Origin of the sequence: Kribbella antiqua, assembly GCF_004345665.1 — a bacterium.
Lineage (GTDB): Bacteria > Actinomycetota > Actinomycetes > Propionibacteriales > Kribbellaceae > Kribbella > Kribbella antiqua.
In genome coordinates, this window is sequence record NZ_SLWR01000005.1 from 57,481 (window position 1) to 83,369 (window position 25,889).

The 25,889-nt window shown below is 66.9% G+C and carries 30 protein-coding genes, 3 tRNA genes and 1 riboswitch; of the genes, 18 read left to right on the top strand and 15 right to left on the bottom strand.

The annotated features are described in order from the left end of the window. Positions 1–11 precede the first annotated feature (11 nt). Positions 12–887, bottom strand: a complete 876-nt coding sequence (locus EV646_RS15530; protein WP_241995989.1) for a DUF4397 domain-containing protein — start codon at positions 885–887, stop codon at positions 12–14. Between the two features lie 271 nt (positions 888–1,158). On the opposite strand from EV646_RS15530, the gene EV646_RS15540 reads away from it, so the two are divergent. Together EV646_RS15540 and EV646_RS15545 are read left to right on the top strand one after the other, a co-directional pair. Then, positions 1,159–1,881 (top strand): hypothetical protein, encoded by a 723-nt coding sequence (locus tag EV646_RS15540; protein WP_158290966.1) that lies wholly within the window; start codon positions 1,159–1,161, stop codon positions 1,879–1,881. A gap of 189 nt (positions 1,882–2,070) precedes the next feature. Next, positions 2,071–3,543 carry an MFS transporter gene (locus EV646_RS15545; protein WP_132149055.1) on the top strand — a complete coding sequence of 491 codons (1,473 nt, stop codon included), beginning with the start codon at positions 2,071–2,073 and terminating at the stop codon, positions 3,541–3,543. Between the two features lie 106 nt (positions 3,544–3,649). On the opposite strand, the gene EV646_RS15555 is transcribed toward EV646_RS15545, so the two are convergent. From EV646_RS15555 to EV646_RS15565, 3 genes are read right to left on the bottom strand one after another with little or no spacing between them, the layout of a single operon-like run. Next, entirely contained in the window at positions 3,650–4,426 is a 777-nt protein-coding gene (locus EV646_RS15555) for a DNA alkylation repair protein (RefSeq protein ID WP_338419264.1), read from the bottom strand. Beyond that, positions 4,378–4,869, bottom strand: a complete 492-nt coding sequence (locus EV646_RS15560; protein ID WP_132149059.1) for an SDR family oxidoreductase — start codon at positions 4,867–4,869, stop codon at positions 4,378–4,380. The genes EV646_RS15555 and EV646_RS15560 overlap by 49 nt, the downstream gene beginning before the upstream one ends. Continuing rightward, entirely contained in the window at positions 4,869–5,489 is a 621-nt protein-coding gene (locus tag EV646_RS15565) for a DUF305 domain-containing protein (RefSeq protein ID WP_158290967.1), read from the bottom strand. The genes EV646_RS15560 and EV646_RS15565 overlap by 1 nt, the downstream gene beginning before the upstream one ends. An 85-nt stretch (positions 5,490–5,574) precedes the next feature. Between EV646_RS15565 and EV646_RS15570 the strand changes: the two genes are divergently transcribed. From EV646_RS15570 to EV646_RS15580, 3 genes are all read left to right on the top strand, one after another. After that, positions 5,575–6,924, top strand: coding sequence for an LVIVD repeat-containing protein (locus EV646_RS15570; protein WP_132149063.1), 1,350 nt, complete (start codon positions 5,575–5,577; stop codon positions 6,922–6,924). Between the two features lie 201 nt (positions 6,925–7,125). Continuing rightward, positions 7,126–7,479, top strand: coding sequence for an STAS domain-containing protein (locus tag EV646_RS15575; RefSeq protein WP_241995991.1), 354 nt, complete (start codon positions 7,126–7,128; stop codon positions 7,477–7,479). A 225-nt stretch (positions 7,480–7,704) separates the two neighbouring features. Further along, the gene (locus EV646_RS15580) at positions 7,705–8,433 is read left to right on the top strand and encodes a polyprenol monophosphomannose synthase (RefSeq protein ID WP_199236995.1); all 729 of its coding nucleotides are present in this window, start codon (positions 7,705–7,707) and stop codon (positions 8,431–8,433) included. On the opposite strand, the gene EV646_RS15585 is transcribed toward EV646_RS15580, so the two are convergent. Together EV646_RS15585 and EV646_RS15590 are read right to left on the bottom strand one after the other, a co-directional pair. After that, positions 8,430–9,353, bottom strand: a complete 924-nt coding sequence (locus EV646_RS15585) for a hypothetical protein (protein WP_132149066.1) — start codon at positions 9,351–9,353, stop codon at positions 8,430–8,432. The genes EV646_RS15580 and EV646_RS15585 overlap by 4 nt on opposite strands. A gap of 123 nt (positions 9,354–9,476) precedes the next feature. Next, entirely contained in the window at positions 9,477–9,827 is a 351-nt protein-coding gene (locus EV646_RS15590) for a metallopeptidase family protein (RefSeq protein ID WP_132149068.1), read from the bottom strand. A gap of 105 nt (positions 9,828–9,932) precedes the next feature. Here EV646_RS15590 and EV646_RS15595 point away from each other — a divergent pair. From EV646_RS15595 to EV646_RS15620, 6 genes are all read left to right on the top strand, one after another. Then, positions 9,933–10,005, top strand: a tRNA-Glu gene (locus EV646_RS15595). A gap of 57 nt (positions 10,006–10,062) precedes the next feature. Beyond that, positions 10,063–10,139 (top strand) — tRNA-Asp (locus EV646_RS15600). A 46-nt stretch (positions 10,140–10,185) separates the two neighbouring features. Then, a tRNA-Phe gene (locus tag EV646_RS15605) sits at positions 10,186–10,261 on the top strand. Between the two features lie 298 nt (positions 10,262–10,559). Further along, positions 10,560–10,853, top strand: coding sequence for a DUF6247 family protein (locus tag EV646_RS15610; protein ID WP_132149070.1), 294 nt, complete (start codon positions 10,560–10,562; stop codon positions 10,851–10,853). Between the two features lie 148 nt (positions 10,854–11,001). Further along, positions 11,002–11,472 (top strand): nucleoside/nucleotide kinase family protein, encoded by a 471-nt coding sequence (locus EV646_RS15615; protein ID WP_132149072.1) that lies wholly within the window; start codon positions 11,002–11,004, stop codon positions 11,470–11,472. Between the two features lie 408 nt (positions 11,473–11,880). Continuing rightward, positions 11,881–12,267, top strand: a complete 387-nt coding sequence (locus EV646_RS15620; RefSeq protein WP_132149073.1) for a hypothetical protein — start codon at positions 11,881–11,883, stop codon at positions 12,265–12,267. A 162-nt stretch (positions 12,268–12,429) separates the two neighbouring features. On the opposite strand, the gene EV646_RS15625 is transcribed toward EV646_RS15620, so the two are convergent. The 4 genes from EV646_RS15625 to EV646_RS15640 form a co-directional block, all read right to left on the bottom strand. After that, the gene (locus EV646_RS15625) at positions 12,430–12,807 is read right to left on the bottom strand and encodes a class I SAM-dependent methyltransferase (RefSeq protein WP_241995992.1); all 378 of its coding nucleotides are present in this window, start codon (positions 12,805–12,807) and stop codon (positions 12,430–12,432) included. An 18-nt stretch (positions 12,808–12,825) separates the two neighbouring features. Further along, a complete protein-coding gene (locus tag EV646_RS15630) occupies positions 12,826–13,518 on the bottom strand; it encodes a DUF4386 family protein (RefSeq protein ID WP_132149075.1) in 693 nt (230 codons plus the stop codon). 104 nt (positions 13,519–13,622) lie between these two features. Beyond that, the gene (locus EV646_RS15635) at positions 13,623–14,570 is read right to left on the bottom strand and encodes a hypothetical protein (RefSeq protein WP_132149077.1); all 948 of its coding nucleotides are present in this window, start codon (positions 14,568–14,570) and stop codon (positions 13,623–13,625) included. A 20-nt stretch (positions 14,571–14,590) separates the two neighbouring features. After that, positions 14,591–15,703, bottom strand: a complete 1,113-nt coding sequence (locus tag EV646_RS15640) for a serine hydrolase domain-containing protein (protein WP_132149079.1) — start codon at positions 15,701–15,703, stop codon at positions 14,591–14,593. Between the two features lie 248 nt (positions 15,704–15,951). Between EV646_RS15640 and EV646_RS15645 the strand changes: the two genes are divergently transcribed. Further along, the gene (locus EV646_RS15645; protein WP_132149080.1) at positions 15,952–16,497 is read left to right on the top strand and encodes a hypothetical protein; all 546 of its coding nucleotides are present in this window, start codon (positions 15,952–15,954) and stop codon (positions 16,495–16,497) included. 73 nt (positions 16,498–16,570) lie between these two features. Then, positions 16,571–17,635 (top strand): putative sugar O-methyltransferase, encoded by a 1,065-nt coding sequence (locus tag EV646_RS15650; protein ID WP_132149082.1) that lies wholly within the window; start codon positions 16,571–16,573, stop codon positions 17,633–17,635. A 137-nt stretch (positions 17,636–17,772) separates the two neighbouring features. On the opposite strand, the gene EV646_RS15660 is transcribed toward EV646_RS15650, so the two are convergent. Next, positions 17,773–18,018 carry a hypothetical protein gene (locus EV646_RS15660; RefSeq protein WP_132149084.1) on the bottom strand — a complete coding sequence of 82 codons (246 nt, stop codon included), beginning with the start codon at positions 18,016–18,018 and terminating at the stop codon, positions 17,773–17,775. Positions 18,019–18,068: 50 nt separating this feature from the next. Beyond that, complete coding sequence (locus EV646_RS15665) at positions 18,069–19,496, bottom strand: DHA2 family efflux MFS transporter permease subunit (protein WP_132149086.1); 1,428 nt, start codon at positions 19,494–19,496, stop codon at positions 18,069–18,071. A gap of 90 nt (positions 19,497–19,586) precedes the next feature. Here EV646_RS15665 and EV646_RS15670 point away from each other — a divergent pair, with 90 nt between their 5' ends. From EV646_RS15670 to EV646_RS15680, 3 genes are read left to right on the top strand one after another with little or no spacing between them, the layout of a single operon-like run. Further along, positions 19,587–20,261, top strand: a complete 675-nt coding sequence (locus EV646_RS15670; RefSeq protein WP_132149088.1) for a TetR/AcrR family transcriptional regulator — start codon at positions 19,587–19,589, stop codon at positions 20,259–20,261. Next, positions 20,261–20,854: an N-acetyltransferase gene (locus EV646_RS15675; RefSeq protein WP_199236996.1), complete on the top strand. Its 594-nt coding sequence runs from the start codon at positions 20,261–20,263 to the stop codon at positions 20,852–20,854. The genes EV646_RS15670 and EV646_RS15675 overlap by 1 nt, the downstream gene beginning before the upstream one ends. Positions 20,855–20,905: 51 nt before the next feature. After that, on the top strand, positions 20,906–21,091 hold the full coding sequence (locus EV646_RS15680) for a YegP family protein (RefSeq protein WP_132149090.1): 186 nt from the start codon (positions 20,906–20,908) through the stop codon (positions 21,089–21,091). An 84-nt stretch (positions 21,092–21,175) separates the two neighbouring features. Here the strand turns inward: EV646_RS15680 and EV646_RS15685 are convergent, their stop codons facing one another. Further along, the gene (locus tag EV646_RS15685) at positions 21,176–21,538 is read right to left on the bottom strand and encodes a YciI family protein (protein ID WP_132149092.1); all 363 of its coding nucleotides are present in this window, start codon (positions 21,536–21,538) and stop codon (positions 21,176–21,178) included. Positions 21,539–21,631: 93 nt separating this feature from the next. On the opposite strand from EV646_RS15685, the gene EV646_RS15690 reads away from it, so the two are divergent. Both EV646_RS15690 and EV646_RS15695 read left to right on the top strand, forming a co-directional pair. Continuing rightward, the gene (locus EV646_RS15690; protein ID WP_132149094.1) at positions 21,632–22,597 is read left to right on the top strand and encodes a threo-3-hydroxy-L-aspartate ammonia-lyase; all 966 of its coding nucleotides are present in this window, start codon (positions 21,632–21,634) and stop codon (positions 22,595–22,597) included. A 278-nt stretch (positions 22,598–22,875) separates the two neighbouring features. Beyond that, a riboswitch (cyclic di-AMP (ydaO/yuaA leader) is annotated at positions 22,876–23,047 on the top strand. Continuing rightward, positions 23,047–23,901, top strand: a complete 855-nt coding sequence (locus tag EV646_RS15695) for a C40 family peptidase (RefSeq protein WP_132149096.1) — start codon at positions 23,047–23,049, stop codon at positions 23,899–23,901. It overlaps the preceding riboswitch by 1 nt. Positions 23,902–24,011: 110 nt before the next feature. On the opposite strand, the gene EV646_RS15700 is transcribed toward EV646_RS15695, so the two are convergent. Together EV646_RS15700 and EV646_RS15705 are read right to left on the bottom strand one after the other, a co-directional pair. Then, positions 24,012–24,668: a response regulator gene (locus EV646_RS15700; RefSeq protein ID WP_132149098.1), complete on the bottom strand. Its 657-nt coding sequence runs from the start codon at positions 24,666–24,668 to the stop codon at positions 24,012–24,014. Beyond that, positions 24,665–25,846, bottom strand: coding sequence for a sensor histidine kinase (locus EV646_RS15705; RefSeq protein ID WP_132149100.1), 1,182 nt, complete (start codon positions 25,844–25,846; stop codon positions 24,665–24,667). The genes EV646_RS15700 and EV646_RS15705 overlap by 4 nt, the downstream gene beginning before the upstream one ends. Between the last annotated feature and the right edge of the window lie 43 nt (positions 25,847–25,889).

A 25,889-nucleotide genomic window follows, 5' to 3' on the forward strand; every position in this document is an offset into this window, starting at 1 on the left:
CAGGAGCTTCCTCAGCGGCGGACCACCTTTCGGACCGTCGCCACAACACCCAGCAGGCCCGCCAGCACCACGACCACCCACAGGCCGGAGGTGTCGGAGGCAGAGTTGTGCGCCTGGTTCAGCTCTGCCGCCTGCCCTCCGGTTCCGGTGTTCACGACCCCCGGCTTGTCGGATCCGGTGGCCGGAACCTTGATCGTCCCGAGTGCCACCGTCATCGTTTTCTGACTCGGTACGCCGATCGCGAACACCCGGGTCAGATATCCCGCCTTGGCCGGCAAATCCAACGGCCCGAGAACAACAGGTGAACTCGCGCCGGCCGGCACGATCGCGACCTTGTAGGTAGCGGCCGGGACGACTACGTCGAGTGATTCACCGTTCGCCACATTGGCAAATCCCACCTTGCCGTTGACCAGGATGTCGGCGGGCCCGACGGCCGCGTCGTGCGCGACCCGCAGCGCCGCCTTGTCCTTCGGGATTGCGTTCAGTTTGTTGGCGTAGGTGGTCAGCACCGGCGCACCCGCGGGCGACACCGGCAGATGGATGACGGCGTCGACGCTGGCGCCGGATCCGACCGTCACCTGCCGCTGGATCACCACTGTCCCGCCTTGGCGCGCAGTGATCGTGCGCTTGCCCGCGGCGACTCCGAACGGGCCGACCACCTTCGCGGCCTGCACTCCGGTGATGACCGTTTTCCCGTCGATGCTGATGTCGAGGCTGCGCCCGGGCAAGCCCTGGACGATGTAGACGTTTCCGCCCGCAGCCGCGTCAGCCGGCAGCGCGAGCGCCGCCGGAACGGCCGCGACGGTCACCACCAGCACCAGCCGAATCACTCTTTGAATTACCAGACCGGTAATTCTCGAAAATACTAACCGAAAGTATTCGGACACGCTCCGTTTCCGCATTTCAGACCCCCTCGAAGTCCCCTGGAAAAATACGGCAAGAATTGCCGCACCCCACTATTTCGGGCGTATCCTATGCGGAGTCCGATCCGGCCGCCAGAGGAAGCGGCCGGCTCACCTTGGGGGGCGACGAAACGTGTCTGAAAACGAGCCCCCAGACCGAGCACCCGCGGCGGGCCAGGAGTTCCTCCCGAGCAGCCCATCGGGGGTGGAGGACCTCTGGTGTCAACGGGCGGCGACATCGGGGGTGCGGGTGCTCATGGCGGTCGCGCTGGCTCTGGGGCTCAGCGCGACCGCGGCTTGTTCGGGGGGTATCGCCGGTCCGGTCGCGCCCAGCCCGGGCCTTGGGAGCGTGCCGAGCGTCACCAAAAGTGCCGCACCGACGACGGGCAGCGCCCCGACGCCTGCGGAGTCCATCCCGGAGCCATCGGAGACCTCTCCGGGGCCTGGCGAGACGAAGCCGGGCATCAAGATGAACGTCGTGCCGCGCCGTGATGGGTCCTTCGACGTGACCGAGGACGTGATGTTGCCCAAGGCCACGGATATCATCCAGCTCCAGCTGCCCACCTCCGGCGAGCACCTGCCCGGCATGATGACCCCAACAAAGCCCATGGCGACCGAGCTGCAGATCCTTGCCGACGGACAGTCCGTGCCGCTGGCCCAGTCCGTGGTCGACGCACCACAGGACCTGCCACTGACCCAAGCGGCGACCAAGCTCCGGCTGACCTATCGCCTCGTGGGTTCGACACTACGGCGTACGGCGGCCAAGCCGCGGCGGGCGGTTTCGGCGCTCAGGCCACTCACCGCGATCACCGACGGCATGCTCCCGACGAACCTCACCGTCACTGGCGGCTTGCTCAACGCCGTCTGCCCGTTGCTGACCGAGACCCGGTGCGCCGTCGGCGATCCGCCCGTCCTGGGCGTCCTGCAAGGCATCCCGGCCGACAAGGCACTCGTCGTAGTCCAATTGGATCTGCCGTAGGTGATCGATCAACCTCTGTGCCTCGTCGAGGGGCGTTGGTGCCTTTAGCGGTGGTCCAGTCGTTCGCTGGCAAGGCGGAGGAGGAGTGCAATGCGGAGCATTGCGCGACGACGACAACGCCGCCAGCGGGCGTCTGGGGCGCCGCTAAAGGTGCCGAACGCCCCTCGACGAGGCACTAGGGTGAGCAGCATGGCCGAGGATCGGATCACGTTCGGGACCAGCAGGGCCAGGTGGGTGCTCGCGGCGACGGCACTCGGGTCGGGGATGGCGTTCCTCGACGGCACGGTGGTCAACGTCGCTCTGCCGGCGATGGGCGAAGAACTCGACGCTGATGTCGCTGGTCTGCAGTGGATCGTCAACGGCTACATGTTGCCGCTCGCAGCCTTGATCCTGCTCAGCGGTTCGCTCGGCGACCGGCTCGGCCGGCGGCGGATGTTCGTCGCCGGGGTGATCTGGTTCGCGGTCGCGTCGGCGATCTGCGCCGCTGCGCCGAACCTCGAGATCATGATCGCGGGCCGGGTCCTGCAGGGCATCGGTGGCGCTCTGCTCACCCCGGGCAGCCTGGCGATCCTGCAGACGACGTTCGATCATTCCGATCGTGGCAAGGCGGTCGGGGCGTGGTCGGGGCTGACCTCGGTCGCCGCGGCGATCGGCCCGTTCGTCGGCGGCGGGCTGGTGGACAGCGGGTCCTGGCGGCTGATCTTCCTGATCAACCTCCCGATCGCTCTGGTCACCGTTCTGGTCACCCTGCGGCACGTCCCCGAGACCCGCGACGAGACCGCGACGGGCAAGCTCGACCTGCAAGGCGCCGTACTCGCGACCGTCGGCTTGGCCGGACTCACCTATGGCCTGATCAGTGCGGGTGACCGCGGTTTCGGCGACGCGCTCGTCCTGGTCAGCCTGGCGATCGGGGTCGTCGCGCTCGCCGTCTTCGTCGCGGTCGAGCGCCGCAGCTCGCACCCGATGCTGCCGCCCGGCATCTTCGCCAACGTCCGCTTCACCGGCGCGAACCTGGTCACCGTCGTCGTGTACGGCGCGCTCGGCACTGCGACCTTCCTCCTCGTCGTCTACCTCCAAACGGCACTGAAGTACGACGCCCTGTGGGCCGGAGCCGCCCTGTTGCCGATGACGATCCTGATGCTCGGCCTCTCCGGGTACGCCGGCGAACTGGCGGACAAGATCGGCCCCCGGATCCCGATGACGGTCGGGCCGCTGCTGATGGGGGCGGGCTTCCTGTTGATGCTGATGATCGAGCCGGGCGCGAGCTACCTGACCGCGGTCCTGCCATCGGTCGTCGTACTCGGGCTCGGCCTGGTCGCAACGGTCGCTCCGCTGACCGCGACCGTCCTCTCATCGGTCGAGGATCACCACGCCGGCATCGCCTCCGGTGTGAACAACGCGATCGCGCGGTCGGCGCAGCTGATGGCGGTCGCGGCGATCCCGATCGCGGCCGGGATCACCGGTGACGCGTACCGCGATCCGGTTGCCTTCAGCAACGGTTTCGGCCGCGCGATGTGGATCTCCGCCGTCCTCGCGTTCGCCGGCGCGGCGCTGGCCTGGCTCACCTTGGGCGACCGCCCGGTCGCGCCGAAGGTCCTCGTCCATCACCACCGGCACTGCGCGCTCGAGTCCCCGCCGTACGCCGAGCCACGCAGCCGGTGACAAGTCGACAAATCAGCAGTTGGGGATGACGGCGCCGCTGTTGTCCTTGGCCTCGTCGTTGCCCCAGCGGTACAGGTAGTACGCCGACACCCACTGGTTCTTTCGATCAGCGCCGAAAAGCCAGGTAGTGCTTACGAACCTCCGGCGCGAAGTGCTCGATCGCGTAGCGCAGCATGGTCCGCGGCATCACCGCCGCATGCTTGTCCAGGAACGCCAGCAGCTCTGTCTCGGAGACCCGCTTCCCCGCCTCACGCAGCATCCACCCGGACGCCTTGTGGATCAGGTCCTCCCGATCGTCGAGCACCAGTGCCGACAGCGCGTACGTGTCAGCGGACTCGCCCGCCCGGATGAACAGGTGCGTCGCGACGAGCGCGATCCGTCGCTCCCACAGCGATGCCGACCGGATCAGCGTGTAGAGGTCGTCTCGCGGCTTGTCGAGCAGATACCCACCGACGACCTCAGAGGCGCTGCAGTCGACCAGGTCCCAGTTGTTGATGTACGCCGTACTCCGCAAGTACAGCTGGTAGATCGCGGTGACCTCGTCCGGGTTCGCCGTACGCGGCTTGAGACTGCGGGCGGCGCGGTCGGCGAGCAGGCAGAGAACCGCCAGCCGATGCTCGTGGATCGGGCTGTGCAACGCCTCTTCGAGCTCGGTTAAAGGCAGATCAGCGCGCTGGAACGGCTTGATCAGCCCGCGGATCGTCGACAGCTTGACGCCGATCATCTGGTCGCCGTGCCCGTAGCCGCCAGGCCCGAGCTTGAAGTAGCCCGCGAGAATCTCCGCCACCGCTGGATCCGCGGCGGCGTCGATGGAGGCCAGGAGCTCGGCGGTGCTCAGATCAGCAGCCCTCCGGTGGCGAGGAGGTTCTGCCCGGTGAGCCAGCGGCTGTCGGGGCCAGCCAGGAAGCCGACGACATCGGCGACCTCGGCCGGCTCCCCCATCCGGCCGAGGGCTGTGATGCCGACCAGCGCGTTCTTCGCCTCCGGCGGGTTCGAGTTGTGGAACATGTCGGTGTCGGTCGCTCCCGGCGACACCGCGTTGACGGTGATCCGGCGCGCGCCGTACTCGCGGGCCGCGACCTTCACGGACTGCTCCAGCGCCGCCTTGCTCGCCGCGTAGAGCGAGATGCCCGGGCCGGGTACGGCGGTGTTGAGGGTGGAGATCGCGATGATCCGGCCGCCGTCGGGCAGCACCCGGCCGGCTTGCTGGATGGCGAAGAACGGGCCCTTGAGGTTCGTCGCGAAAAGCTGGTCGTAGTCGTCCTCGGTGACGTCCGCGATCGGCTTGACCACCGCCTGCGCCGCGTTGCCGTCGAGTACCCCCATCACAGCTCCTTCAGCAGTTGCCGCATCGTCGCGATCTCTTTGGTCTGGGTGACCCCGACCTCCTGGGCCACCTCGCCGATCTGCGCGTCTGTCCCCTTGTCTATCACCGTGCCGGTCATCGTCACCGCGCCCTGATGGTGCTTGATCATCAGCGTGAGGAAGAGCCGGTCGAAGGCCTTGCCGCGCGCCTGCTCCAACTTGGCCAACTCGGCGGGCGTCGCCATCCCGGGCATGCCGCTGTGGTCCAGGTGCTGCACGTGCTCGAGGTTCGGCGGCGTCTGGCCGCGGGCGACGAGTAGTTGCCGCATCGCGTCGATCTCAGGCTGCTGGCCGGCCCTGATCCGGTCCGCGAGCGCCTTCACCCGCTGATTCGTGGCCGAGGTCGTGGCGTAGCCGGTCAGCTGGATCGCCTGGGTGTGGTGGACCATCATGTCGGCCAGGAACGTGACGTCGTCCTGGTCCACCTCGGCTTCCTGGGTCGGTACGGCCGAGACGGTCTGGTTCGGGCCACCTGGCGTGCCGGGAACGATCACCGGCACCTGCACTGTTGCTGTCGGCGTGCTACACCCAGCCAGTACGACGGCCAGCACCGCGGCAGCGCATGATCGACGGACCCCCACGGCCTCACTCCTTGTGTCAGATCGCTTCCATAACGTGTCTATCACGCATACGCTTGGCTGACACAGCCGACGAAAGGGCTCCAGCATGCGCCGCCCCCGCACGCTCGTCCTGCTAGCCGCACTTGCTCTGACCGGACTGGGAAGCCAGGCCGCTGCTGCGCCGCCTGACACCGGCGCGACCAAGAGCGACAACATCACGCATCTGGCCAGCGTGCCGATGACCGGGCCGCTGACCGGCGGTGTGAACACCGACATCGCGTTCGCCGGCAAACGCGCGTACGTCGGTAACTACGCCGGCTTCGCGATCTACGACATCGGCGACCCGGCGAACCCGCAGCTGATCAGCCAGGTCTCCTGCCCGGGCAGCCAGAACGACATCAGCATCTACGACGGCCTGCTGTTCCTCAGCACCGACCAGTCCCGCAGCGACAGCTCGTGCCAGAGCATCCCGCAGTCGCCGAAGATCAAGGAGTCGTGGGAGGGCATCAAGATCTTCGACGTCCGCGACCCGGCCAATCCCCGGTACGTCGCCGCCGTCGAGACCAAGTGTGGGTCGCACACGCACACGCTGATCCCGGACCCGGCTCATCGCTCGGTCTTCATCTACAACTCGTCGTACTTCCCGAACGCCGAGTACCCGGACTGCCAGCCGCCGAACGACCGGATCGACATCGTGAAGGTGCCACTGCGCGAGCTGGCCAAGGCCGCGGTGGTGGCGTCGCCGGTGCTGTTCCCGGACGGCGGGTTCCCCGGCAGCGAGACCGGTTACGAGACGAGCGGTTGCCACGGCATCACCGCGTTCCCGGCGCGGAAGATCGCGGCCGCGGCCTGCATGGGCGACGGCGTACTGCTGGACATCTCGCGGCCGGCCGCGCCGCGGGTGATCGACCAGGTGCAGGACGCGGCGAACTTCTCCTTCTGGCACGGCGCGACGTTCAACGGCGACGGGTCGAAGGTCGTCTTCATGGACGAGCTCGGCGGTGGCGGCGGGGCCGAGTGCAATGCTGAGGTCGGGCCCTCGAAGGGGGCGACGGCGGTCTTCGACATCACGAACCGGAAGCTGAAGTTCCGTAGCTACTACAAGATCCCGCGGCACCAGGCCGCCCAGGAGAACTGTGTGTCGCACAACGGCTCGCTGATCCCGGTCCGCGGCCGCGACATCATGGTGCAGGCGTGGTACCAGGGCGGCTTCTCGGTCTGGGACTTCACCGACTCGGCGCGGCCTCATGAGATCGGGTACTTCGATCGGCCGCCGCGCGTACCGGCGTCGTTCGGCGGCTACTGGTCCGTGTACTACTACAACGGAACCATCTACGGCACCGAGGCGGTCACCGCCTTCGACACCTTCAAGATCACCGATCCCCGGACAGATCCCGCGGCTCGCGTCGTACTCTCCGAGCTCAACGTCCAGACCCAACCGGCCTTCCGGAGGTGAGGCTCGGGCCGTGGTAGCGCTTACATCCGTGCTTAGGTCACGCTCCGAGGTCATCCGGGACAGACCCGTTGTGACGCGCGCGCGTTGGGGCATACGGTGAGACGCAGGGCAGTGCCGCCACGCCAGGACCGGCCGGTGTTCGGGGTGCCGCCCGGGGGAGAGACCAGCGTGACGAGTCACCCTGATCCGCGGGACGGCGAGATGATCAGAACCACATTCGACGCGGTAACCGAAGAGCTGGAGCCTGGCGTCCTGCTGGTCCGGCTGTCCGGCGAGATCGATATCGCGACCACCGACTTCGCCGCCGAGTCGATCCGGGCCGCGGTCGCCCCACCGGCCCGGCTGGTGCTGATCGACGTCTCCGCCGTCACGTTCTGCAGTTCCGCCGGGCTGGGCAACCTGGTCGAAGCCCGCAACCTCGCGGGCCAGCACAACATCACCCTGGCCCTGGTCGGCGTCGGCCGGCCAGTGGACCGCCCACTCTCGGTCACCGGCCTGGGCGGCCAGTTCCGCATCTACGCAGACGTCGAAGAGGCCCGCCGCGAACTCCCCTGACCCACACTTCGTTGCCTACAGCAACCCTCGATCCGCCTTATCCGCAACGGCTTCGCCGCCTCGCCGGACGTCATGACCTGCGGCTGGCGTGCTCACCGGCGTACGTGATCGCACCGTCCGGAACTCGGCGTACGGTCAGGTTCGTCGTACCGATATCCACACCCAGCCAGGTCGTCCTAGCCCGGGTATGCGATAGCGTCCGGTGGTCCCCGAAGAAGGAATGTCATGGGTGAGCTAGCGAAGATCGTCGTCGTCGTGCCGACCTACAACGAGCGCGAGAACCTGCCCGTACTCGCCGGGCTGCTGTCCGACCTGCAGCTGACCGGCCTGCAGATGCTGGTGGTCGACGACAACTCCCCCGACGGTACCGGCGATGTGGCCGACGAACTGGCGAAGGCGTCGCCGGAACAGGTCGGCGTACTGCACCGGACCGAGAAGAACGGCCTCGGCCGCGCGTACATCGCCGGCATCAGCCGGGCGCTGGACGAGGGCGCCGACATCGTGATCCAGATGGACGCCGACCTGTCCCACCCGGCCTCGGTGATCCCGATCATGGTCGAGAAGCTGCGGACGACCGACGCCGGAGTGGTGATCGGCTCGCGGTACGTCGAGGGCGGCTCGGCCGCGGCGGAGTGGGGCTGGCACCGGCGGCTGCTGTCGGCCTGGGCGAACTTCTACGTGAACGCGATCCTCCGCCTGGGAGTGAAGGACGCGACCGCCGGCTTCAAGGCGTGGAAGGCCGACACGCTGCGCTGGATCGACGTGGGCTCGATCCAGAGCAACGGGTACTCGTTCCAGGTCGAGATGAACTACCGCACGGTCCGGCGCGGACTGCACATCGCCGAGGTCCCCATCCGGTTCGAGGAGCGCACCGCCGGCGCCTCGAAGATGAGCCTGCGAGTCCAGCTCGAGTCCGCACTGATGCCCTGGAAGCTCCTCTTCAAGCGCTCCTAGATCGACCTGGCGACGGATGCCAGCATGCGGGCGCCGTCGCGGAAGACCACTGCCTGAGCGTCCTTGCAGGCCGCGACGCACACCGTGACAGTGGCGTTGTGGATCGACTCGACGCCGGTCATCGTCGTGCATTTGGCGACCAGCGTGAAGACCCCGCCGTTGCTCGCGGTGTATCGGCCCGAATAGGACAACTGGGCCTGGCTGCCGATGTTCGAATTCGCCGGGCTGAGAGTCTTGACGGCTGACTTTCGGACGCCCTTGAGGTGATCGGCGGTGATCAACGCCTGCGCGACGGACCCAACCGCGACGCGCGCCGGATAGCCGACGGGATTGACCACGACCATGACGGCACCAGCGCGGCTCCGGGAACCGAGCGTGACCGAGTACTGCGACGCGCGGTTCTTGCGCCAGCCCGTCGCCGGTTTGATGTACACGTCGTCGTACACCTTTATGCCCTCGTCGATGTCCTTGAGCGTCCTGGTTCGCTCCGTTGGCGTCGGGGTGGGCTTGGGGGTTGGCGTCGGCGTCGGACTGGAGGATGTCGGCGGGTCTGAGGGGCTGGGGGTGGAGACGCCGTCGCTGTAGGTGGCGATGGGTTCCGTGGTGGTGCTTGAGCCCGGGCGGGTGAGGAGGACCACGGCTACGCCGCCGATGAGCGCGACCACGACTGCGATGGCGGCTGCCAGGATCCAGGGCGTCTTGCTTCTGGGTGGTGGCTGGTGGTGCCCCAGGTGTTGCCGCTGGTCGACGTACGGCGGCTGGGGTAGGCCGGTGTACGGGCCCTGCTGCGGGTGGTTGTACGGACCTTGCTGCGGCTGGTTGTACGGACCTTGCTGCGACTGGCCGGGCGGGACGCCGTACGGGAGTGTCCGCTCGTTGTCGGGGTTCCAGGCAGGCGGCTGGGAGGTCGGGTCGCTCACGGCAAGGCCTCACTCGATAGGTGATGACGAAGAGGCCGGTCCCCGACTCCGGCCGGGTGAGGTTACCTCAATCGCGTGATCCGCGTCGCATTCTTACGGCCGAGTTGCAGCAAGTGGCAACGGTCAGCCGTAGCCGAGTTCGTGCAGGCGGGCGTCGTCGATGCCGAAGTGGTGGGCGATCTCGTGCACCACCGTGATGTTCACCTCGTCGATGACGTCGTCGACGGTGTCGCAGATCGCCAGCGTCGGGTTGCGGTAGATCGTGATCCGGTCCGGCAGTACGCCGCCGTAGTAGTGCCCCCGCTCGGTCAGCGGGATGCCCTCGTAGATCCCGAGCAACCCCGGATCGCTGCCCGGCGGCTCGTCCTCGACGAAGATCGCCACGTTGTCGATCAGCGCGGCCAGCTCCATGGGCACCTCGTCGAGCGCCTCCGACACCAGCACTTCGAAGTCCGCCCGGCTCATCTCGATCACCCCGCCAGCGTAGGCAGACGGGCCCCCGGTATCTCGTTTTGGTTGCTGGGCAAGTCTCCTCTATGCTTACGGCTGTCCCTGGAGCTTCGGCTCCCGCGGGTCCGAGTCCCCATCGTCTAGTGGCCTAGGACGCTGCCCTTTCAAGGCGGTAACGCGGGTTCGAATCCCGTTGGGGATACGGTCGAAAGGCCGGTGCAGTACCAGCTCGGAGATGGTGTAACATCGTCGAGGATCTGGCCCAGTGGCGCAGTTGGTTAGCGTGCCGCCCTGTCACGGCGGAGGTCGCGGGTTCGAGTCCCGTCTGGGTCGCCAGGAGAAGGCGGCGGGTAAATTTTCCCGCCGCCATATTTTCTCCACCGGTCAGGTAGCTCAGCTGGTAGAGCGTCCGCCTGAAAAGCGGAAGGTCGGCGGTTCGAGACCGCCCCTGACCACCACCCTCTCCGGCGCACGGGGAGGGATTTTTCTTTCCCCCGCGAGCTCCGCAGCCCCTCCTCGTTGCTCCGCTCCTCGTCGAGCCCGCTACGCCCGCTCCCGCCCACCCGACGCTTCCTTGTGAGCTGTCGCTCACGACATTCGCGCTGCCGCGCGACCGACCACTCCCGGGCGGGCTATATCCGCCAGGTGACTGCGATCACGCGTCATCGCTAACCACTTCGCCAGGACCGCCGGTCTGCTGAGTGGGGTGTGGATAGGTTTGATACGCGGAGGGTCTGCTCGGAGTAATTTGGTGCCATGACTGCTCAGCCGGCGCAGAGCTCGGCGGACGACCCCGGCGAGATCCTCCGTCTTTTGCCGGCGAAGTGGCATGAGCAGTTCCTCAGCGAGTGCCACGGCGCTCTCGACGCTGCCCACGAGGTGTGGCGCTTCCAGCAACTGCGGTACGTGTTGCACCTGTGGCGCCTGCGGGCAGTCGCGTACGCCGATCCGGGATTCGATGATGCACTGGAAGCGACCCGCGAGGATCGAGCTGACGAGTTCGTGCCGGCCGAGCATGCGATATCGGGCTGGTCCGATCGGCTGAGATGAGCCGAGCTTTCGGCAATGCGCCTTTTGTGGCCTCGGGCTGCTGCCCTTCCCTGTCGACGGTGAGCGCGAGCAGATCCGGATCTTCGACGTGACCTGGGTCGGCTGAGCTATGACGCTTCTTCCGTTGGTGCTCACGGGTGGGCCCGCGGTGGGTAAGAGCGTGACGGCGCGTGCTCTCGCGGAAGGGCGCCCGAGATGTGCCTTTATCGATGTGGATGATGTGCGCCAACTGGTCGTAGCTGGCGCTGCCGCACCGTGGGAGGGAGAGGAAGGCCGGGAACAGCAAAGGCTCGGCGTGACAAACGCCTGCAGCCTTGCTCGCAATTTCGTGGCCATGGGCATCGAGGTCGTCGTCGCTGACGTGCTCACGCCAGAGACCTGTGACATGTACAGACGGGAGCTGCCCGGGTGCCTGATTGTGCACATGACGGTCGATTTTCCGGAGGCGATACGCCGTGCTGCGTCCAGGAAAGTCTGGCTGACCGACCATGAATTCCGAATGCTCCACGAGGCGGACGCAACGAATCCCCCGGACGCCGATCACCGCATCCAGGTGGACACACTCGATGTGCAGAGCCAGACCGAGAAGGTGGCAAGACTCTGGGAAGGGCGCCGATGATCCGCCGAGAACCGACTGTGGACGGTGCAGGACCCTGTGTGGACTGTCCTGGCGGCTGCCTGACGTCCGGTGTGAATGGCATCGAAAAGGTCGTGAGCCACCCGAAATGACACTGGTAGCCGACCGCAACCAGAACGCAACGGCCAACGCCAACCGACCTGATCCGACGGAGCGACCCACTGGGGAACGGTTCCCGTAAGCGGCCCAGTTGGGCCAGCCGCGCGAGCGCGAGACGCTGAGCCCGCAGCGACGAGCGGGCGGAAATCCGTGGCCTGAGCCCTGCTTGCGACCTGAGATGTCGTGTGCGGCGTTGACACTCCGGGGACGCCGGCGTACGACGGTAGAAGGCCGGTCTGGTCGGAGGGGGCTCCGAAGTCGCCAGCGGCTTCTGCCTGGAGGGGGTAACTCATGCTCAAGCGTCTCTGCGCAGTACTCAGCACCGCGATCGTCGCGATGACAGCCATCGCCACCAATGCGGCAGCCGACCCGAAGGGAGACATCATTCCGCTGACGTGCGACAACGGACAGACGGTCGAAGTTGCAGTCAACGGGAATGGGGACTTCACGCCTGGCCATCTCGTGGGAGGTACGGCGGTCTATGTCGTGCAGTCTCTGGACGCGACCTTCACGTTCACCCCACCCGGAGGGCCGACAGAGACCCAGCACTTCGTGACGTCCAAGGGCAACGTCCACGGGGACCTGGTCACCTGCACCTTCGACTTCAGTGAGACCTCGCCAGAGGGGACCTTCCACGGATTCGGGACCGTCGTCGTCTTTGTCACGCCGGCGTCATAGCGAGTGCGCCTCTCACCTGCGGTTTCTCAATCCGGGAACCGCCGATCGTTCCGCTGTTCCTCCAGCGATCCGGCATTGCCGTCACGCGTTCATGGCCGGGACTTGTGGGCCAGGAGGTAGCCGTGGGTGGTTTCTCCGCGCCCTCACGCTCGCGTACTGCCGTCATCGACAGCTCGAAGCCTGCCTCGCGCAGCAGGTCGGCGACCTCGTCCGGTGTTGCCGGTACCAATCGAGGGACACAGGCGTGCCGAACAGCTCCGTGTACTGGCTCCGCCCGTCGCCGATCTGGAAGACCAGCATCAACTGCCCGCCGGGCGCGAGCACCCGGTGAAACTCGGCGAAGACCTGCGGTCGCTGCTCCCACGGAATGTGGATGATCGAGTAATAGGCAAGCAATCCGCCGAGTGAAGCGTCCGGCAGATCCAACGCCAGCATCGTCCCCTCCTCGAACCGCAAGTCCGGGTAGGTCCGGCGCGCTAATGCCAGCATCCCGGGTGACAGGTCGATGCCGAAGGCGTCCAGGCCAAGGTCGGACAGCATCCACCATGGCTACGGACGCTAGGCGCCACCACCGACAGTGTCAGGTAGGCCGAGCTCAGGTCGGCGGATTAGTAGTACGGCGGTGGTTATGAGCCAGAGCCAGACGGCTATGTACGGGAGGAGCCAGGCCACCTCTATCGTCCAGACGAACTGGGCCAGGGCGAGGGCGATGCCGCTGATGATGCCCCAGCGGCCCAGCCAGCGGGGCATGGTGCCGGACGTCAGGATGATCCAGCCGCAGGCGAAGGCGAAGCCGCCCATTGGCAGCAAGATATTGATGAGTCCGAAGTGCGTGACGTCGTACGCGTAAGCCAGCTGCGCTTGATCGAGGTCGGCGGCTCGGTGGGTGGCTGCATCCTCGCTGGAGTCGAGGATGACGAAGGCGGCGGCCAGTACGGCGGACAGCAGCGCCATGGTCGATCGCACCGGGACAGCTCCGTCGACGCGGCGGAGGAGGAGAGCCAGGCCCACCATGAACCAGAGCAGAACAAACATCCCGATGTCGGCTACGACCTCCAGCAGCCGCACCCAGGTCGCGTCGAGGCCGCGGACGTACTCGGCCGCCTGAGCAACGGTCGCGTTGATCGGTGGCTCACCCGGCGAACCGGTGATCAACGCCGCGAAGAGCACCACGGCGCCGACCACCCCGGTCAGGCCGATGATTCGAGCGATCGGGGTGCCGCGCACCAGCAATTCGTCACGATCCGTCATGCCCTCAGGATGCGCCGGACCCCGCTTCTTGCCTACTGGCAACAGCGGGCCGATGGCGAAGGCCCGCGAGCCATCTTCGCCCCAGGGTCGGGCCTGCCGGATGACTAGCTCAGGAGTTTCCCGACGGTCATGTGCAAGCTGCCGCTTCGGTCGGCACCGGTGTAGATCCGGTTGAGGACGTCGCCAGTCAGTTGGCGTTCTGTGTGGCCGTCGTCGGTGCCGTTGTGCCAGCAGCCTGCGTAGCGCACGATGACCTCCTGGTCGTGCTTGGAGCCGTGGACGACCAGGACGTAGACGCGCTCACCGAAATCGCCGGCTGTGCAGGCCGAGTCGTTCGGGCCGCTGCCTGCCGGTGCGGATCGGATCGCGTCGACCAGGCCGCTGGCCGCCGTACCGGTGAAGGTGCGGCCTGTGAAAAGTGGCGTGCCGGCTGACCCAAGCAGGTAACTGCAGACCGACACCGACCGTACGTCGCCCACCGAACCAAGACCGCCGTCGGATCTCGGCCGGGTCGTCGGGTTGGTGGCGGCAGGATGGCTTGGGGCGCAGCCGTTCACGTCCGCGGTAGTGATCTCACGCGCCGAGCCGAAGATCCGGGCACGCAGCGCGGCGTCGTCGCTGAAGATCGTGACCATCGTGCCGCCGATGCTCCGAGACTCCCGGACCCAGCCGTGATCGAGGTTGCGAACGCCGGCCTCGCCGCCGAGGAAGGACACGTACGGCGCGCGGCTGCCGACAGGCGGCAGCTCCGGGCAGCCGACCAACGTGGACGCGCCTGGGCGGAAGACCCGAGGCACCTGCTTGCCTCCGCTCGACCCCACGCACCACTGCGACGGATCGCTGCCGTACCGCCAGGTGTCGGGCACCTGGAGCTCGGCCTTCCCATACGACTCCCATCGCCAGCCCTCCGGAGCCTGGTCGGCGACCTGGGGAGAGATGCCGGCCTGCTTGCCCGCAGAGGTCGCGATGGCCACACCGAGTACTGCGGCAGCCGCCAGCACCGAGGCGCCAACGGCCCGCACAGTACGGCGTCGCCGGCCGAAGTCAGTCATACCTGAGGGACGTCCGTGCGCTAGCCGACGTTGCAGATGGCCTTGTCCAGGAATGCGTCGACGAGGTCGTCGGGGTCGGCCCGGAAGTTGGGCGTCAGGGCGACGGTCACCTGGTGGTCGCCGTTCGGAGTCGTGAAGGACCAGGACTGGTAGGCGAGAGCATCACCATCGTTGCCATACACACGGATGCCACAGGAGGTATCGATCCACGCCAGGCCGAGTCCGTAGTTCCGGCCCTCGACGGCCGGTTTCTTCATCTCCTCGAGAAGGTACGGCGGAAGCAGTCGCCCACCGAGCAGCGCAGTGAAGAAGCGGCTGAGGTCTGCAGCCGTGGAGATCATTTCGCCTCCGGCCCCGAACAGCGACGGATTCATCTCGGTGAAGTCGACCAGCTGGACCTTGCCGTTCTGCTCAATCGGCACGTAGCCGTGCGGGTGCGGCCCGCGAATCCACGGCGATGTCCCCGGTACGACGGTCTCGCGCAACCGCAGCGGTTTGATCAGCCGGCGTTCGACCTCCACGCCGTACGGGCGTCCGGTCACCTGCTGGATGATCTCGCCGAGCACGAGGTAGTTGGTGTTCGAGTACTTGTACGCCGAACCCGGCGGCTCGAAGGTCGGCGGGTTGGCGACCGCGCGCTGAATCTGCTCAGCCGCGGTCCAGGTCCGCCACCGGTAGTCGAGGAACTCCGGGTTCGGCGGGACCGTCAGGGTGTTCTTGAAGTCGTACAAACCACTGGTGTGGTTGAGCAACTGACGCACGGTGATGTGGTCGCCGTTCGGCACGACTCCGGGCAGCCACTTCTCGACGGTGTCGTCCAGCCGCAGCCGCTTCTCGGCAACCAGTTGCAGTACGACGGTGGCGACGAACGTCTTGGTGATGCTGCCAATCCGGAACCGGCTGCGGGCTGCGACCGGTTGCGTCGTACCCAGCTCGGCAACGCCGCTGGTGCCACGCCAGACGCGGTGCTCGTCGCGCACCTCCGCGAGCGCGCCCACTGCGCTGGCCGCTACGACGTCGTCCAGCTGTGTCTGCAGCGCGGTGCGATCTGGCGCGGCCATGGCAACGGTCGGCGTCGCGACCACCGCCGCCACCGTCGTCGCAGCCACCAGACCCCGAAGCACTCGCTTCATTCCTGCCTCCTTGGCAATCGGTTACCGCAAGCCTGTCGGGTCGGCGCGACAGGCACATCGGGGAACGCCCCCGGGGCTCCCCGAACGCCGTCCAGGGATGTACAGGACGGCACAGTCAGGCGTTTGCTGGATCAAGGAGTTGGCAGAAGATGCCACTGGGGGTGGAATCACCACGGGCTCAGCCCGGGAGGATTACCCGTACCGCCGGGCACGACACAAGCCGGCGGGAGCAAGAATCGAGGGGACCAATGCGTAGATTCGCGCTGTTGGTCGGAATCATCGTGGTACTAGGGCTCGGCGGAGCACCGTCAGCGGTCGCCGCGTCACCTGACGTCAGCCACTTCGCCTTCTCGGAGTCGTTCACCGACCCCGACTTCTGTGGGACCGGTCAGCCGGTGGACGTCTCGGTCTCCGTCCGGGGAACGGAGTTCTTCGCACCCAACCAGCCGGTCGACTACCGCAACATCAGCCAGGGCACCATCGTGTACACGAACCCTGAGAACGACGTCACCGTCAGCCGGCAGTTCGCCGGGCCGCTCTCCGACACGCTCATCTCGGGCGACCCAGAGGGTGTGTTCACCGTCGAGCGCGTCGTCAGCGGGCTGTCCGGGAAGCTCCGGACCCCCGACGGCACCGTCCTGCTGGGCGCGGGCTACCTCATCTTCCACGAGACCTTCGACGGTGACGAGTTGCTCAGCCGGGAGATCCTCGTCGACCGCGGACCGCATCCCAACCTGGAAAGCGATCTAGCCCTGTTCTGCGAGGTCATGACGGACGTACTGGGACTGGGCTGACAGCTCATACTTTCGTTTGTTTTCTGAGATCCGTCGTTGCCAGCCGCTGGGCGGCATCGGATAGCGTCACACCATGACGGAGACGGATGGACGCAGCACGGTGCAGCCGACGGAATGGTCCGCGCTGACCGAGCGGACTCTTGCAGAGGTCAAGACCTGCGCACCGATCTACCGGCCGACGAATTTCTGGGATTTCGGTCTGGACAAGATCCTGCGCGACATGGACACGCTGGGCCTGGCCAGGTTCAAGTCGTGGCCGACCTCGATGGAGTGGTTCTATCCGCGCTACGGCGACGGCTTCCACAACGCGTCGATCGGGCTGGCCTGGGAGGCCGCCGTACAGGCCAACCCGAAGGCGCGGAAGAACTGGTTCGTCTCCGCGCTGAACGGTGCCTTCGAGGCCCGCCGCGACTTCGACGTCGCCGCCCTCGCCTGGAACCGGGACCGCTGGCCGACGAGCATCGACGACTTCGGCGAGAGCTCGATCGGCACTCCGCCCCAGGCGTACGGACTGAGCCAGACCCCAGGGGTGAAGTTCGGCCGGCCGTACCTCAACTACCTCATCGTGATGGCCGCCCTGTCGAACCATGTCGACTCCCCGCCGAAGAGTTTCCTGGAGATCGGCGGTGGCTTCGGCGTACTCGGCGAGATCGTGCTGGCCCGCGACCCGGAGGCCAGGTACGTCGACGTCGACATCCCGCCGCTGGTGACAGTCTCGTCGTACTACCTGAGCGAACTGTTCGGCCGGGACCGGTTCCAGGTGTACGACGACTCGATCGCCGAGACCGGGCCGATCGAGCTGAAGCAGTCCGCGGTGATCCCGAGCTGGCGGCTCGAGGACGTCGAGGCCGAGTTCGATGTGTTCGTCAACTCCTTCTCGTTCCAGGAGATGGAGCCCGAGGTGGTCGACAACTACATCGACAAGGTCTGCGCCATGGGCGTCACGTACGCCGTCTCACTCAACTCCAAACTCGGGACCGACAGGGCGGCGAAGGCCGGCGAATGGGGCTCGCTGGAGCCGGTCACGTCGGCGCACATCATCGACGCCTTCGAGAAGAACGGCTACAGCCTGGTCGGCCAGTACGGCGCCCCCCTCGTCCACGGCGGCCGCCAACTCAACGTCCTGAAGCGCAACTGATCAACGGAGAGCTGCGGCCCAGGCGTCGTGGTGGCCGGCCGCTCGTCTGAGGCCCAACCGGCTTCCGCACGGTGTCCCCCACCCGAACAACAGATGCGGAGACATTTCCCCCAGTCAGCACTTCTTCGATGTCCACGTCAGCGCCTGTTCTTGTGGTTGCGGACGATGACGACCGCGAAGACGACTTGGATGATGAGAAAGGTTATGAGACCCGCGGGGAAGGTGTTCATCAGCCAGTAGAACTCGGCGTCCGGGTCGCCGTCGCAGTCGCAGGGGTTCAGGCGGTAGGCGACGTACCAGGCGATGGCGCCGAGTGCGACCGAGGCCAGGAACGAGCCGCAGCCCCATCCGAAGATGGGGCTGGGGCGGAAGTCGTCGGGCACACGTTGACCGTACGCATGTCGGAGGTCATGACCGTTGCTTTAGGCAAGAGTCAGGCCGCGGCGGTGGCTTCGGTGAGTTGTTCTGAGGTGGGCTGGAGTTGGGGAGAGGCGAGGGTCAACAGGAGGTTCGCCACGGCGAAGGCGGATGCGACCAGGAGGCCTCGCTCGAAGCCAGAGACCAGCGCTGCTTGCTGAGTGGCGCCGTGGGTTAGTTCGTTGGTGACGTGGGTGATCGACAGAGTGGTGACGATGGCCAGGCCGAGTGCGCCACCGACCTGGTACATGGCATTGACCACGCCGGACGCGGCGCCGGCCTCGTGGTGCTGGACCTCGGAGACCGCGGTGATCTGGCCGGGAACGCCGACGCCGAGGATGCCGAAGCCGAAGATCAACAACCCAGGCAGGATCTCCGTCGCGTAGCTGCCCACAGCATCAGCCTGCGACAGAAGCAGCAGCCCGATCACACTGAGCACCGTGCCGGCCAACTGCACCGTACGAGTGCCGACGCGCTGTACCAACTGCGACGCGAGTACGGCGCCCACAATCGCGGCACCACCCATCGGCAGGAAGTGCACACCCGCCTCGAGCGCACTGTCCCCACGCACCTGCTGCAAGTAGATAGCAGTCAGGAAGAACATCGACAGGAACGCAGCACCGTTCAGAGCAAGCGCTCCACCCGACACACTCAACGCCCGCGACCGGAACAACCGCAGCGGCACCAGCGGTGCCTTCGACCGCGCCTCCACCAGCACAAACGCCACCAGCAACGCGACGCCGCCCACCAGCGAGGCAAGGACTTCGAACGATCCCCATCCGCGTGGCTCCGACCGCACTACGCCGTACACGACCGCCATCAACCCGGCCGTACCGAGCACCGCGCCGAGAGTGTCGAATGTACGACGCGCGCCGTCATGGTGCCGCACATCGCGGACAAAGACGGGAATCACCGCAACCAGCGCGATCACGATCGGCACGTTGACGAAGAAGATCCACTTCCAGCTGAGCGAGTCGACCAGTAAGCCGCCGGCGACCACACCGAGCGTGCCGCCAAGACCGGCCAGTCCGCCCCACACGCCCATCGCGATGTTCCGCTCGCGACCATGCGCGAACGTCATCGTAAGAAGCGCCAGCGCGGCCGGCGACAGCAGCGCCCCACCAAGCCCTTGTGCGGCGCGCGCACCGATCAGGAACTCAGGCGACCGCGACAACCCCGCCACCAGCGAGGTGATACCGAACAGCAGCAGCCCGGCGACGAACACCCGGCGCGGGCCGAGCAGGTCGGCCATCCGGCCGCCGAGCAGCAGGAAGCCGCCGAAGAGCAGCGTGTAGGCGTTGATCACCCACTGCAGCGAGTCGGCGGAGAAGTTCAGGTCCGCCTGGATGTGCGGCAGCGCGACGTTCACGATCGTCACGTCGAGCACCACGATGAATTGCGCGAGGGCCAGCACCGCCAGGGTGGCCCAGGGACTGCGTCGCATTGCCTACCTCACAGGGAAGAAGTTTACGCCGTATGTATACGCTGTATGCGTACCCTGTAGACACTAGGTCTACGGTGTAAACTTGTCAACGTGATCACCAAGGAGACCACCCGCCGCCTCGATCCGGACAAGGTCGTCGACAGCGCGCTGGGCATCGCGGACGACGAGGGACCGGCAGCCATCAGCTTCCGGCGCCTGGCAGCCCAGCACGGTGTCACAGCGATGGCGCTGTACCGGCACTTCAAGGACAAGGACGACCTGCTCGCCGCACTTGGCGACCGGTTGCTGGCGGACGTCGTACTGCCGGAGCCGACCGACGAGCGGTGGGACGTGCAGCTGCAAAACGTCCTGACCGCGTTCGTGACCGCATTGCGCGAGCACCCGCGGGTCGCCGACCTGACGCTGTTGCGGATCCTGGTGTCGGAGCCTGGGCTGGCAATGGCCGAGCGGATTATGGAGCTGCTGACCGAAGGCGGATTCTCGGTCGACGACGCCGCAGAGGTCGGCAGGCAGTCGATCTCCTCCCTGATCAGCCTGGTGACGACCGATCCGATGGCTCGCGAGGTGAGTGACCCGGTGGCGCGTGAGGATTCATTGCGGATGAAGCGCGCGTCGTTGGCAGCCCTGTCACCGCGGCGATACCCGCTGATCACGGCGGCCGCGGACACGCTGATCTGCCCGACGTCCAGAGACCGCTACTACGCCCTGGGCATCGAAATGACAGTCGCCGGCATCCGCGGCGTACTAAGGGAGGAGAAGCAGTAGTGGCCCTGAGCGTCCTCACGTACTTGCAGCAACTGAGCCCCGACGAACTGATACCGGCACGAGAGAACCCGGTGGAGATCCGGCTGGTCGAGGAGGTCTCGCCGGAGTTCGCGCGGTACCTCTACACCGGCGTCGGCGGGCACTGGCACTGGATCGGCAAACTCGGCTGGAACTGGGACCAGTGGGTCGACTGGCTGAGCCGCCCCGGCTTCGAGACCTACGTGCCGTGGGTCGGCGGTGTTCCGGCCGGGTACGTCGCTATCCGGGGAGTCGGCAGTGAGGTCGAGATCGAGAACTTCGGCCTGCTCAAAGGGTTCTTCGGCCGCGGTATCGGCGGCCACCTGCTGACCGTCGGGCTCCGCAACGCCTGGACCTTGCACGAGCGGCACGACAGCGTCGACCCGGTGACTCGCGTCTGGGTGAACACCAACACCCTCGACGGGCCGAACGCGCTGGCCAACTACCAGGCCCGCGGCCTGAAGCCCTACAAGACAGTCGAGGAGCAGCGCCCCGACGCCGACGGGACAGCGCCCGGACCGTGGCCGGGCTGGTCCGGCCCACCCGGCGTGGTGCGGGAGGTGCCGGCCGGCTGAAAGGACTACGCTCCGAAATGGAGTGATTACCAATCAGCTGGAGGTAGGGCGATGGCGGGGAAGTTCGAGCTGTACGAGGACAAGTCGGGCGGATTCCGGTTCCGGCTCAAGGCGGGGAACGGCGAGGTGATCGCGACCAGCAGCGAGAGCTACGAGTCCAAGGCCGGCGCCCTGAACGGGATCGAGTCGATCAAGCGCAACGCCGCCGAGGCGAACGTCGACGACCAGACGGCCTGAAGACCCCATAAACAAGGGGGTCTCTGCTACCAGAGACCCCCTTGCACCCCCACCCCGAGCGCAGCGAGGGTGGTTTCTTGTTTCTCAGAGACCTTCGGAGAACTCCACCGCCCGGACCTCGACCCCGAGGCCCTCGATCCCCGCGTCCGGGATCAGCGCGGCCAGCTCGTACGCGCGTTCGGCCGAGGCGACGTCGACCAGGTAGTAGCCGCCGAGGAACTCCTTCGACTCCACGAATGGCCCGTCCGTCACCGCTGGTACGCCGTTGCGGACCTTGACCACCGCGGACTTCGCCGGCTCGGCCAGGGCGACGGTGCTGTGGAACTCGCCCGACTCCTTCGTGGCTGCCATGAACTTCTCGTGCCCAGCGAAGATCGCCTGCTGCTCCGCCTCGGTCAGCGCGGCCAGCACGTCGGGGTTGATGTTCAGGATCAGTAGGTACTTCACGGTGTCTCCTCCACCCGCGGCCCCCGGCCGGGAGCCTCTCAACCATCAGTACGGCGCCGACCGGCCCATCTTGACATCGGATAGCGTCGCCGCATGACCGACTTGACCGTCGAGCACGTCAAGGCAGCAGCGGACCGGATCGCCGGAGTTGCCCACCGTACGCCGGTCCTGACCTCGCGGACGCTGGACGAGCGGGTCGGGGCGCGTGTCTTCCTCAAGGCAGAGAACCTGCAGCGGATCGGCGCGTTCAAGTTCCGCGGCGCGTACAACGCGATCAGCCGGCTCTCGCCCGAGCAGCTCCGGTACGGCGTTTCGGCGTACTCGTCCGGCAATCACGCGCAGGCCGTCGCGCTGGCGGCCCGGATCGCCGGGACGAACGCGGTCATCCTGATGCCGGCGGACGCACCGCCGACGAAGCTCGCCGCCACCCGTGGGTACGGCGCCGAGGTCGTCACGTACGACCGGTACACGCAGGACCGGGCGGCGCTGGCGAAGGAGTTGTCGACCGAACGCGGGCTCACGCTCATTCCGCCGTACGACCACTATGACGTGATGGCCGGGCAGGGGACGGTCGCGTTGGAGCTGATCGAGGAGGTCGGTCCGCTCGGCGCGCTGCTCGTCCCGGTCGGCGGTGGCGGGCTGATGGCCGGCTGTGCGACCGCGGCGACCGCGTTGTCGCCGGGGATCCGGATGATCGGGGTCGAGCCGGCGGCGGGCGACGACCATGCCCGGTCGCTGGCGCAGGGCGAGCGGGTGGAGATCGACATACCGCGGACGATCGCCGACGGTCAGGCGATCTCGACGCCCGGTGAGCTGACCTTCGCGGTGAATCGGCGATTGGTGGAAAGTTTCGCACTGGTCGGTGACGAGGAAATTCTGGCCGCAATGGCATTTGCGTTCGAGCGGCTCAAGATCGTGCTCGAACCGAGCGGAGCGAGTGCGTTGGCGGCCTTGCTGGCCGGGCGAATCGAGGCTCTGCCGGAGCGTGTCGGCGTCGTACTGTCGGGCGGGAATGTCGGCCTGGACCGGTTCCTCGAGCTGCTGAAATCCAGGCCCTGAACACATCCTGAACACGTACTGTGCTCGTTGTCACAGATAGCAATCTTCAAATGTGACCGGGGTCACATGAGAGCGCTCATTTGCCGCCTGAGCGCCGCTCAGACACGCTCAGGACACCAGGTGTTCACCATGGATCGCTGACCCGTCAGAGAGTCATTGAGGGCCTTTAAAAGCCCTTCCTGTGGATCAGAGGGTTTGCGTTGTGATCATTCTGTTATACAGTCGTCGGCGGTTCGGTAAATACGACGAACCGCACAGGTGTCAACGCCGAGCCCTGCCAGGCACCTGCGCTCCCCTCGAACAAACCAATGGCAGGGGTGGGGGACCCAGGAGGTTGGGTCTCGACCGTGAGTGGTCGGAACCCTGGGGTGAAGTCCGCGGGAGCGGACCGGGCTATTGACTCTCAGCCCGAACCCGACAGCTAACTCCGCAGGCGTGGGGAGACAACCATGCCCGTCACTGCCCGACGGCTGTCGCTGCTGCGCGCCGTCAGCCAGACCAGCGAGCTCTGTATCAGGCCTACCGGCCGTACGCTCGCGAAGCACCGCAAGCCCACCAAGTCCAAGGCCCCCAAGGCCGCGGCCACCGTCCTCTCGGTCGGCCTCGCAGTCGGCGGTGGAGCCGCCATCACCGTCAGCGCTCCGCCGGCCACCGCCTCGGCGGCCACGACCTCCGCCACCGCGGCGCGGGGTTCCCAGAGCATCGCGAGCCGGCCGCTGCTGCGGTACGGCGACCGCGGTCCGACCGTCAGGTACGTCCAGAAGGTCCTGCACGTCACCCCCCGGACCGGTTTCTACGGGAAGATCACCACGGCGCGAGTGAAGGCGTACCAGCGCTCGTGGGGTCTCAAGGTCACCGGTACGACGACCCGCGAGACCTGGAGCCGCTTGATCTGGAGCGCCCAGCACCACCACCTCTGGGGCCCGAGGGTCGCCTCGACAGCTTCGAACTCGACCTTCCGGGCTCGGGTGCTGCGCGAGGCCGCCAAGCTGAAGGGCACGCCGTACCGCTACGGCGGCACGACCACGCGCGGCTTCGACTGCTCCGGCTACACCGGCTACGTCTACAAGAAGGCCGGCAAGAAGCTGCCGCGTACGTCGCGCCAGCAGTACAAGGCGGTCAAGCACATCAGCCGCAAGGCCGCCAAGCCGGGTGACCTCGTGTTCTTCAAGAGCGGTGGCGGCGGCGTGTACCACGTCGGCATCTACGCCGGTGGCAACACGCTGTGGCACGCATCGCGGCCGGGCCGCCCGGTCGCCAAGGCGAAGATCTGGACCAAGAGCGTGGCCTTCGGCCGCGTCTGAGCCTGGATCCATCCCGTCAGCGCGTTCTCTCCCCCAGGAACAGCTGACATCCGAAACCGGTCGCGGTCCGTCGTCCCCCACCCCTCCGACGGCCCGCGGCCGGTTTCTTTTTAGTTATCGAGCAATCCGGCGTCGTGCGCCAGGATCGCGACCTGAACCCGGTTGGTGGCGTCGAGTTTCACCAGCACCCGGGAGACATGCGCCTTCACGGTCGCCTCGCTCATGAAGAGCTCCCGGCCGATCTCCGCGTTCGACAGCCCGCGCCCGACCGCCGTCAGCACCTCGCGCTCCCGGTCGGTGAGCTTGACCAGCCGCTCCCGCGCCTGCCGCTGCCGATCCGTCCGCGAATCCGCCGCGAAATGCCCGATCAATCGCCGCGTCACCGCCGGCGACAGCATCGCGTCACCGGCCGCGACCACCTTGACCGCCTGCACCAGCTCCCGCGGCGGAGTGTCCTTCAGCAGGAAGCCGCTGGCACCAGCCTGCAGCGCCCTGAACACGTAGTCGTCCAGATCGAACGTGGTCAGTACGACGACCTTCGGCGGCTCCGGCAACGCCTGCAACTCACGCGTCGCGGCCAGCCCGTCCAGCCGTGGCATCCGGATGTCCATCAGTACGACGTCCGGCCGGTGCTCCCGGACCATCGACGCGGCGTCGGCACCGTCCTCGGCCTCGGCGACCACCTCGAGGTCGTCGTCCGACTCGAGGATCATCTTCAGCCCGGCGCGGACCAGCGCCTCGTCGTCCACGATCAGCAACCGTGTCATCGCACCTCTCCTACTGGCTCTGCTGGCTCGCGCCCGTCCGGCCACGGCAGCCAGGCCTCCACCTGCCATCCGCCTTCGGGCGTCGGTCCCGTCATCAGCCGTCCGCCGGCCAGCTGAACCCGCTCACGCAACCCGACCAGTCCGGCACCGGCTCCCGGGAGCAGTGAACCAGCAGCCACCGGGCGTACGTTCGTCACCCTCGCCGTCACGCCTTCACCGCGCATACCCCGCACGAAAACCTCGGTCGAGGCGCCACGCGCATGCTTGTGCACATTGGTCAGCGACTCCTGTACGACGCGATACACCGTCCGCCCTATTGACACCGGTACGTCGTCCGGGAGCGCGAACCGGCCACTCACGCTGACCCCGGCATCACGGGACGCCTCGACCAACCGGTCCAGGTCCGCGGCCTGCGGCACCGGGGCCAGGTCGGCGCCGGCTTCGCTGACGTCAGTACGCAGTACGCCGAGAACCTCGCGCAGGTCCTCCATCGCCTGACGGGCGGTCTCGCGGATCAGCCGGGCCGAGCCCTCCACCTTCTCCGGGCCGACCGCCGGGTTCACCTCCAGACCGCCTGCGTGCAAGGCGATGAGCGACACCTTGTGGGCCAGGACGTCATGCATTTCCTGCGCGATCCGGGCTCGCTCGCCCAGTCGGGCCTGCTCGCCGCGCAGCTCGCGTTCGGCCTCGGCCCGCTCCGCACGGTCCCGTAGCGTGACCATCAGGTCCCGGCGGGCGCCGACGTACGCGCCGATCGCGATCCAGGTCCCGACCAGGAATGGTCCGGTGAACAGCGAGACCCAGAGCTCTCCCCCGCCGTACCAGCCGTTCACGACGAAAGCGGCGTACGCGGCGACGCCCAGGACGGCGAGGACGAGGTCCCGGCGGCGGATCGACAGGGTGAGCAGGGCCAGGCCCATCGGCACGAAGATGGCGGCCGTCAGCATGGCCGCGATCGCGATCACGGTGACGATCGACGGGAACCGCCGCCGCCAGAACAAGGCCAGCGAGGCGACGGTGCCGGCGGCGAACACGAACCAGTCGTGCGAGCCCCAGCCGCTCCCGCCCGACGCGGCCTGGGCGACGATCGTGAGCAGGCTGAAGCCGACGAACATGACGTCGCGCAGTCGCGGGGCATGCCTGACCCACCAGGCGTACCACCGGCGCAACCGTCGCATTCAGTCAGCGTAGTTGCGGACTGTACTGACTAACGTCCCCCAT

Bases quoted from the DNA above. Each gene is read 5' to 3' on its own strand.
- EV646_RS15620 (WP_132149073.1), top strand. From the start codon at position 11,881: ATGCTCAAGCGTCTCTGCGCAGTACTCAGCACCGCGATCGTCGCGATG.
- EV646_RS15695 (WP_132149096.1), top strand. From the start codon at position 23,047: ATGCCCGTCACTGCCCGACGGCTGTCGCTGCTGCGCGCCGTCAGCCAG.
- EV646_RS15635 (WP_132149077.1), bottom strand. From the start codon at position 14,570: ATGACTGACTTCGGCCGGCGACGCCGTACTGTGCGGGCCGTTGGCGCC.
- EV646_RS15630 (WP_132149075.1), bottom strand. From the start codon at position 13,518: ATGACGGATCGTGACGAATTGCTGGTGCGCGGCACCCCGATCGCTCGA.
- EV646_RS15570 (WP_132149063.1), top strand. From the start codon at position 5,575: ATGCGCCGCCCCCGCACGCTCGTCCTGCTAGCCGCACTTGCTCTGACC.
- EV646_RS15540 (WP_158290966.1), top strand. From the start codon at position 1,159: ATGGCGGTCGCGCTGGCTCTGGGGCTCAGCGCGACCGCGGCTTGTTCG.
- EV646_RS15645 (WP_132149080.1), top strand. From the start codon at position 15,952: ATGCGTAGATTCGCGCTGTTGGTCGGAATCATCGTGGTACTAGGGCTC.
- EV646_RS15625 (WP_241995992.1), bottom strand. From the start codon at position 12,807: ATGCTGTCCGACCTTGGCCTGGACGCCTTCGGCATCGACCTGTCACCC.
- EV646_RS15575 (WP_241995991.1), top strand. From the start codon at position 7,126: ATGATCAGAACCACATTCGACGCGGTAACCGAAGAGCTGGAGCCTGGC.
- EV646_RS15545 (WP_132149055.1), top strand. From the start codon at position 2,071: ATGGCCGAGGATCGGATCACGTTCGGGACCAGCAGGGCCAGGTGGGTG.
- EV646_RS15705 (WP_132149100.1), bottom strand. From the start codon at position 25,846: ATGCGACGGTTGCGCCGGTGGTACGCCTGGTGGGTCAGGCATGCCCCG.
- EV646_RS15680 (WP_132149090.1), top strand. From the start codon at position 20,906: ATGGCGGGGAAGTTCGAGCTGTACGAGGACAAGTCGGGCGGATTCCGG.
- EV646_RS15690 (WP_132149094.1), top strand. From the start codon at position 21,632: ATGACCGACTTGACCGTCGAGCACGTCAAGGCAGCAGCGGACCGGATC.
- EV646_RS15560 (WP_132149059.1), bottom strand. From the start codon at position 4,869: ATGGGGGTACTCGACGGCAACGCGGCGCAGGCGGTGGTCAAGCCGATC.
- EV646_RS15650 (WP_132149082.1), top strand. From the start codon at position 16,571: ATGACGGAGACGGATGGACGCAGCACGGTGCAGCCGACGGAATGGTCC.
- EV646_RS15665 (WP_132149086.1), bottom strand. From the start codon at position 19,496: ATGCGACGCAGTCCCTGGGCCACCCTGGCGGTGCTGGCCCTCGCGCAA.
- EV646_RS15700 (WP_132149098.1), bottom strand. From the start codon at position 24,668: ATGACACGGTTGCTGATCGTGGACGACGAGGCGCTGGTCCGCGCCGGG.
- EV646_RS15580 (WP_199236995.1), top strand. From the start codon at position 7,705: ATGGGTGAGCTAGCGAAGATCGTCGTCGTCGTGCCGACCTACAACGAG.
- EV646_RS15610 (WP_132149070.1), top strand. From the start codon at position 10,560: ATGACTGCTCAGCCGGCGCAGAGCTCGGCGGACGACCCCGGCGAGATC.
- EV646_RS15640 (WP_132149079.1), bottom strand. From the start codon at position 15,703: ATGAAGCGAGTGCTTCGGGGTCTGGTGGCTGCGACGACGGTGGCGGCG.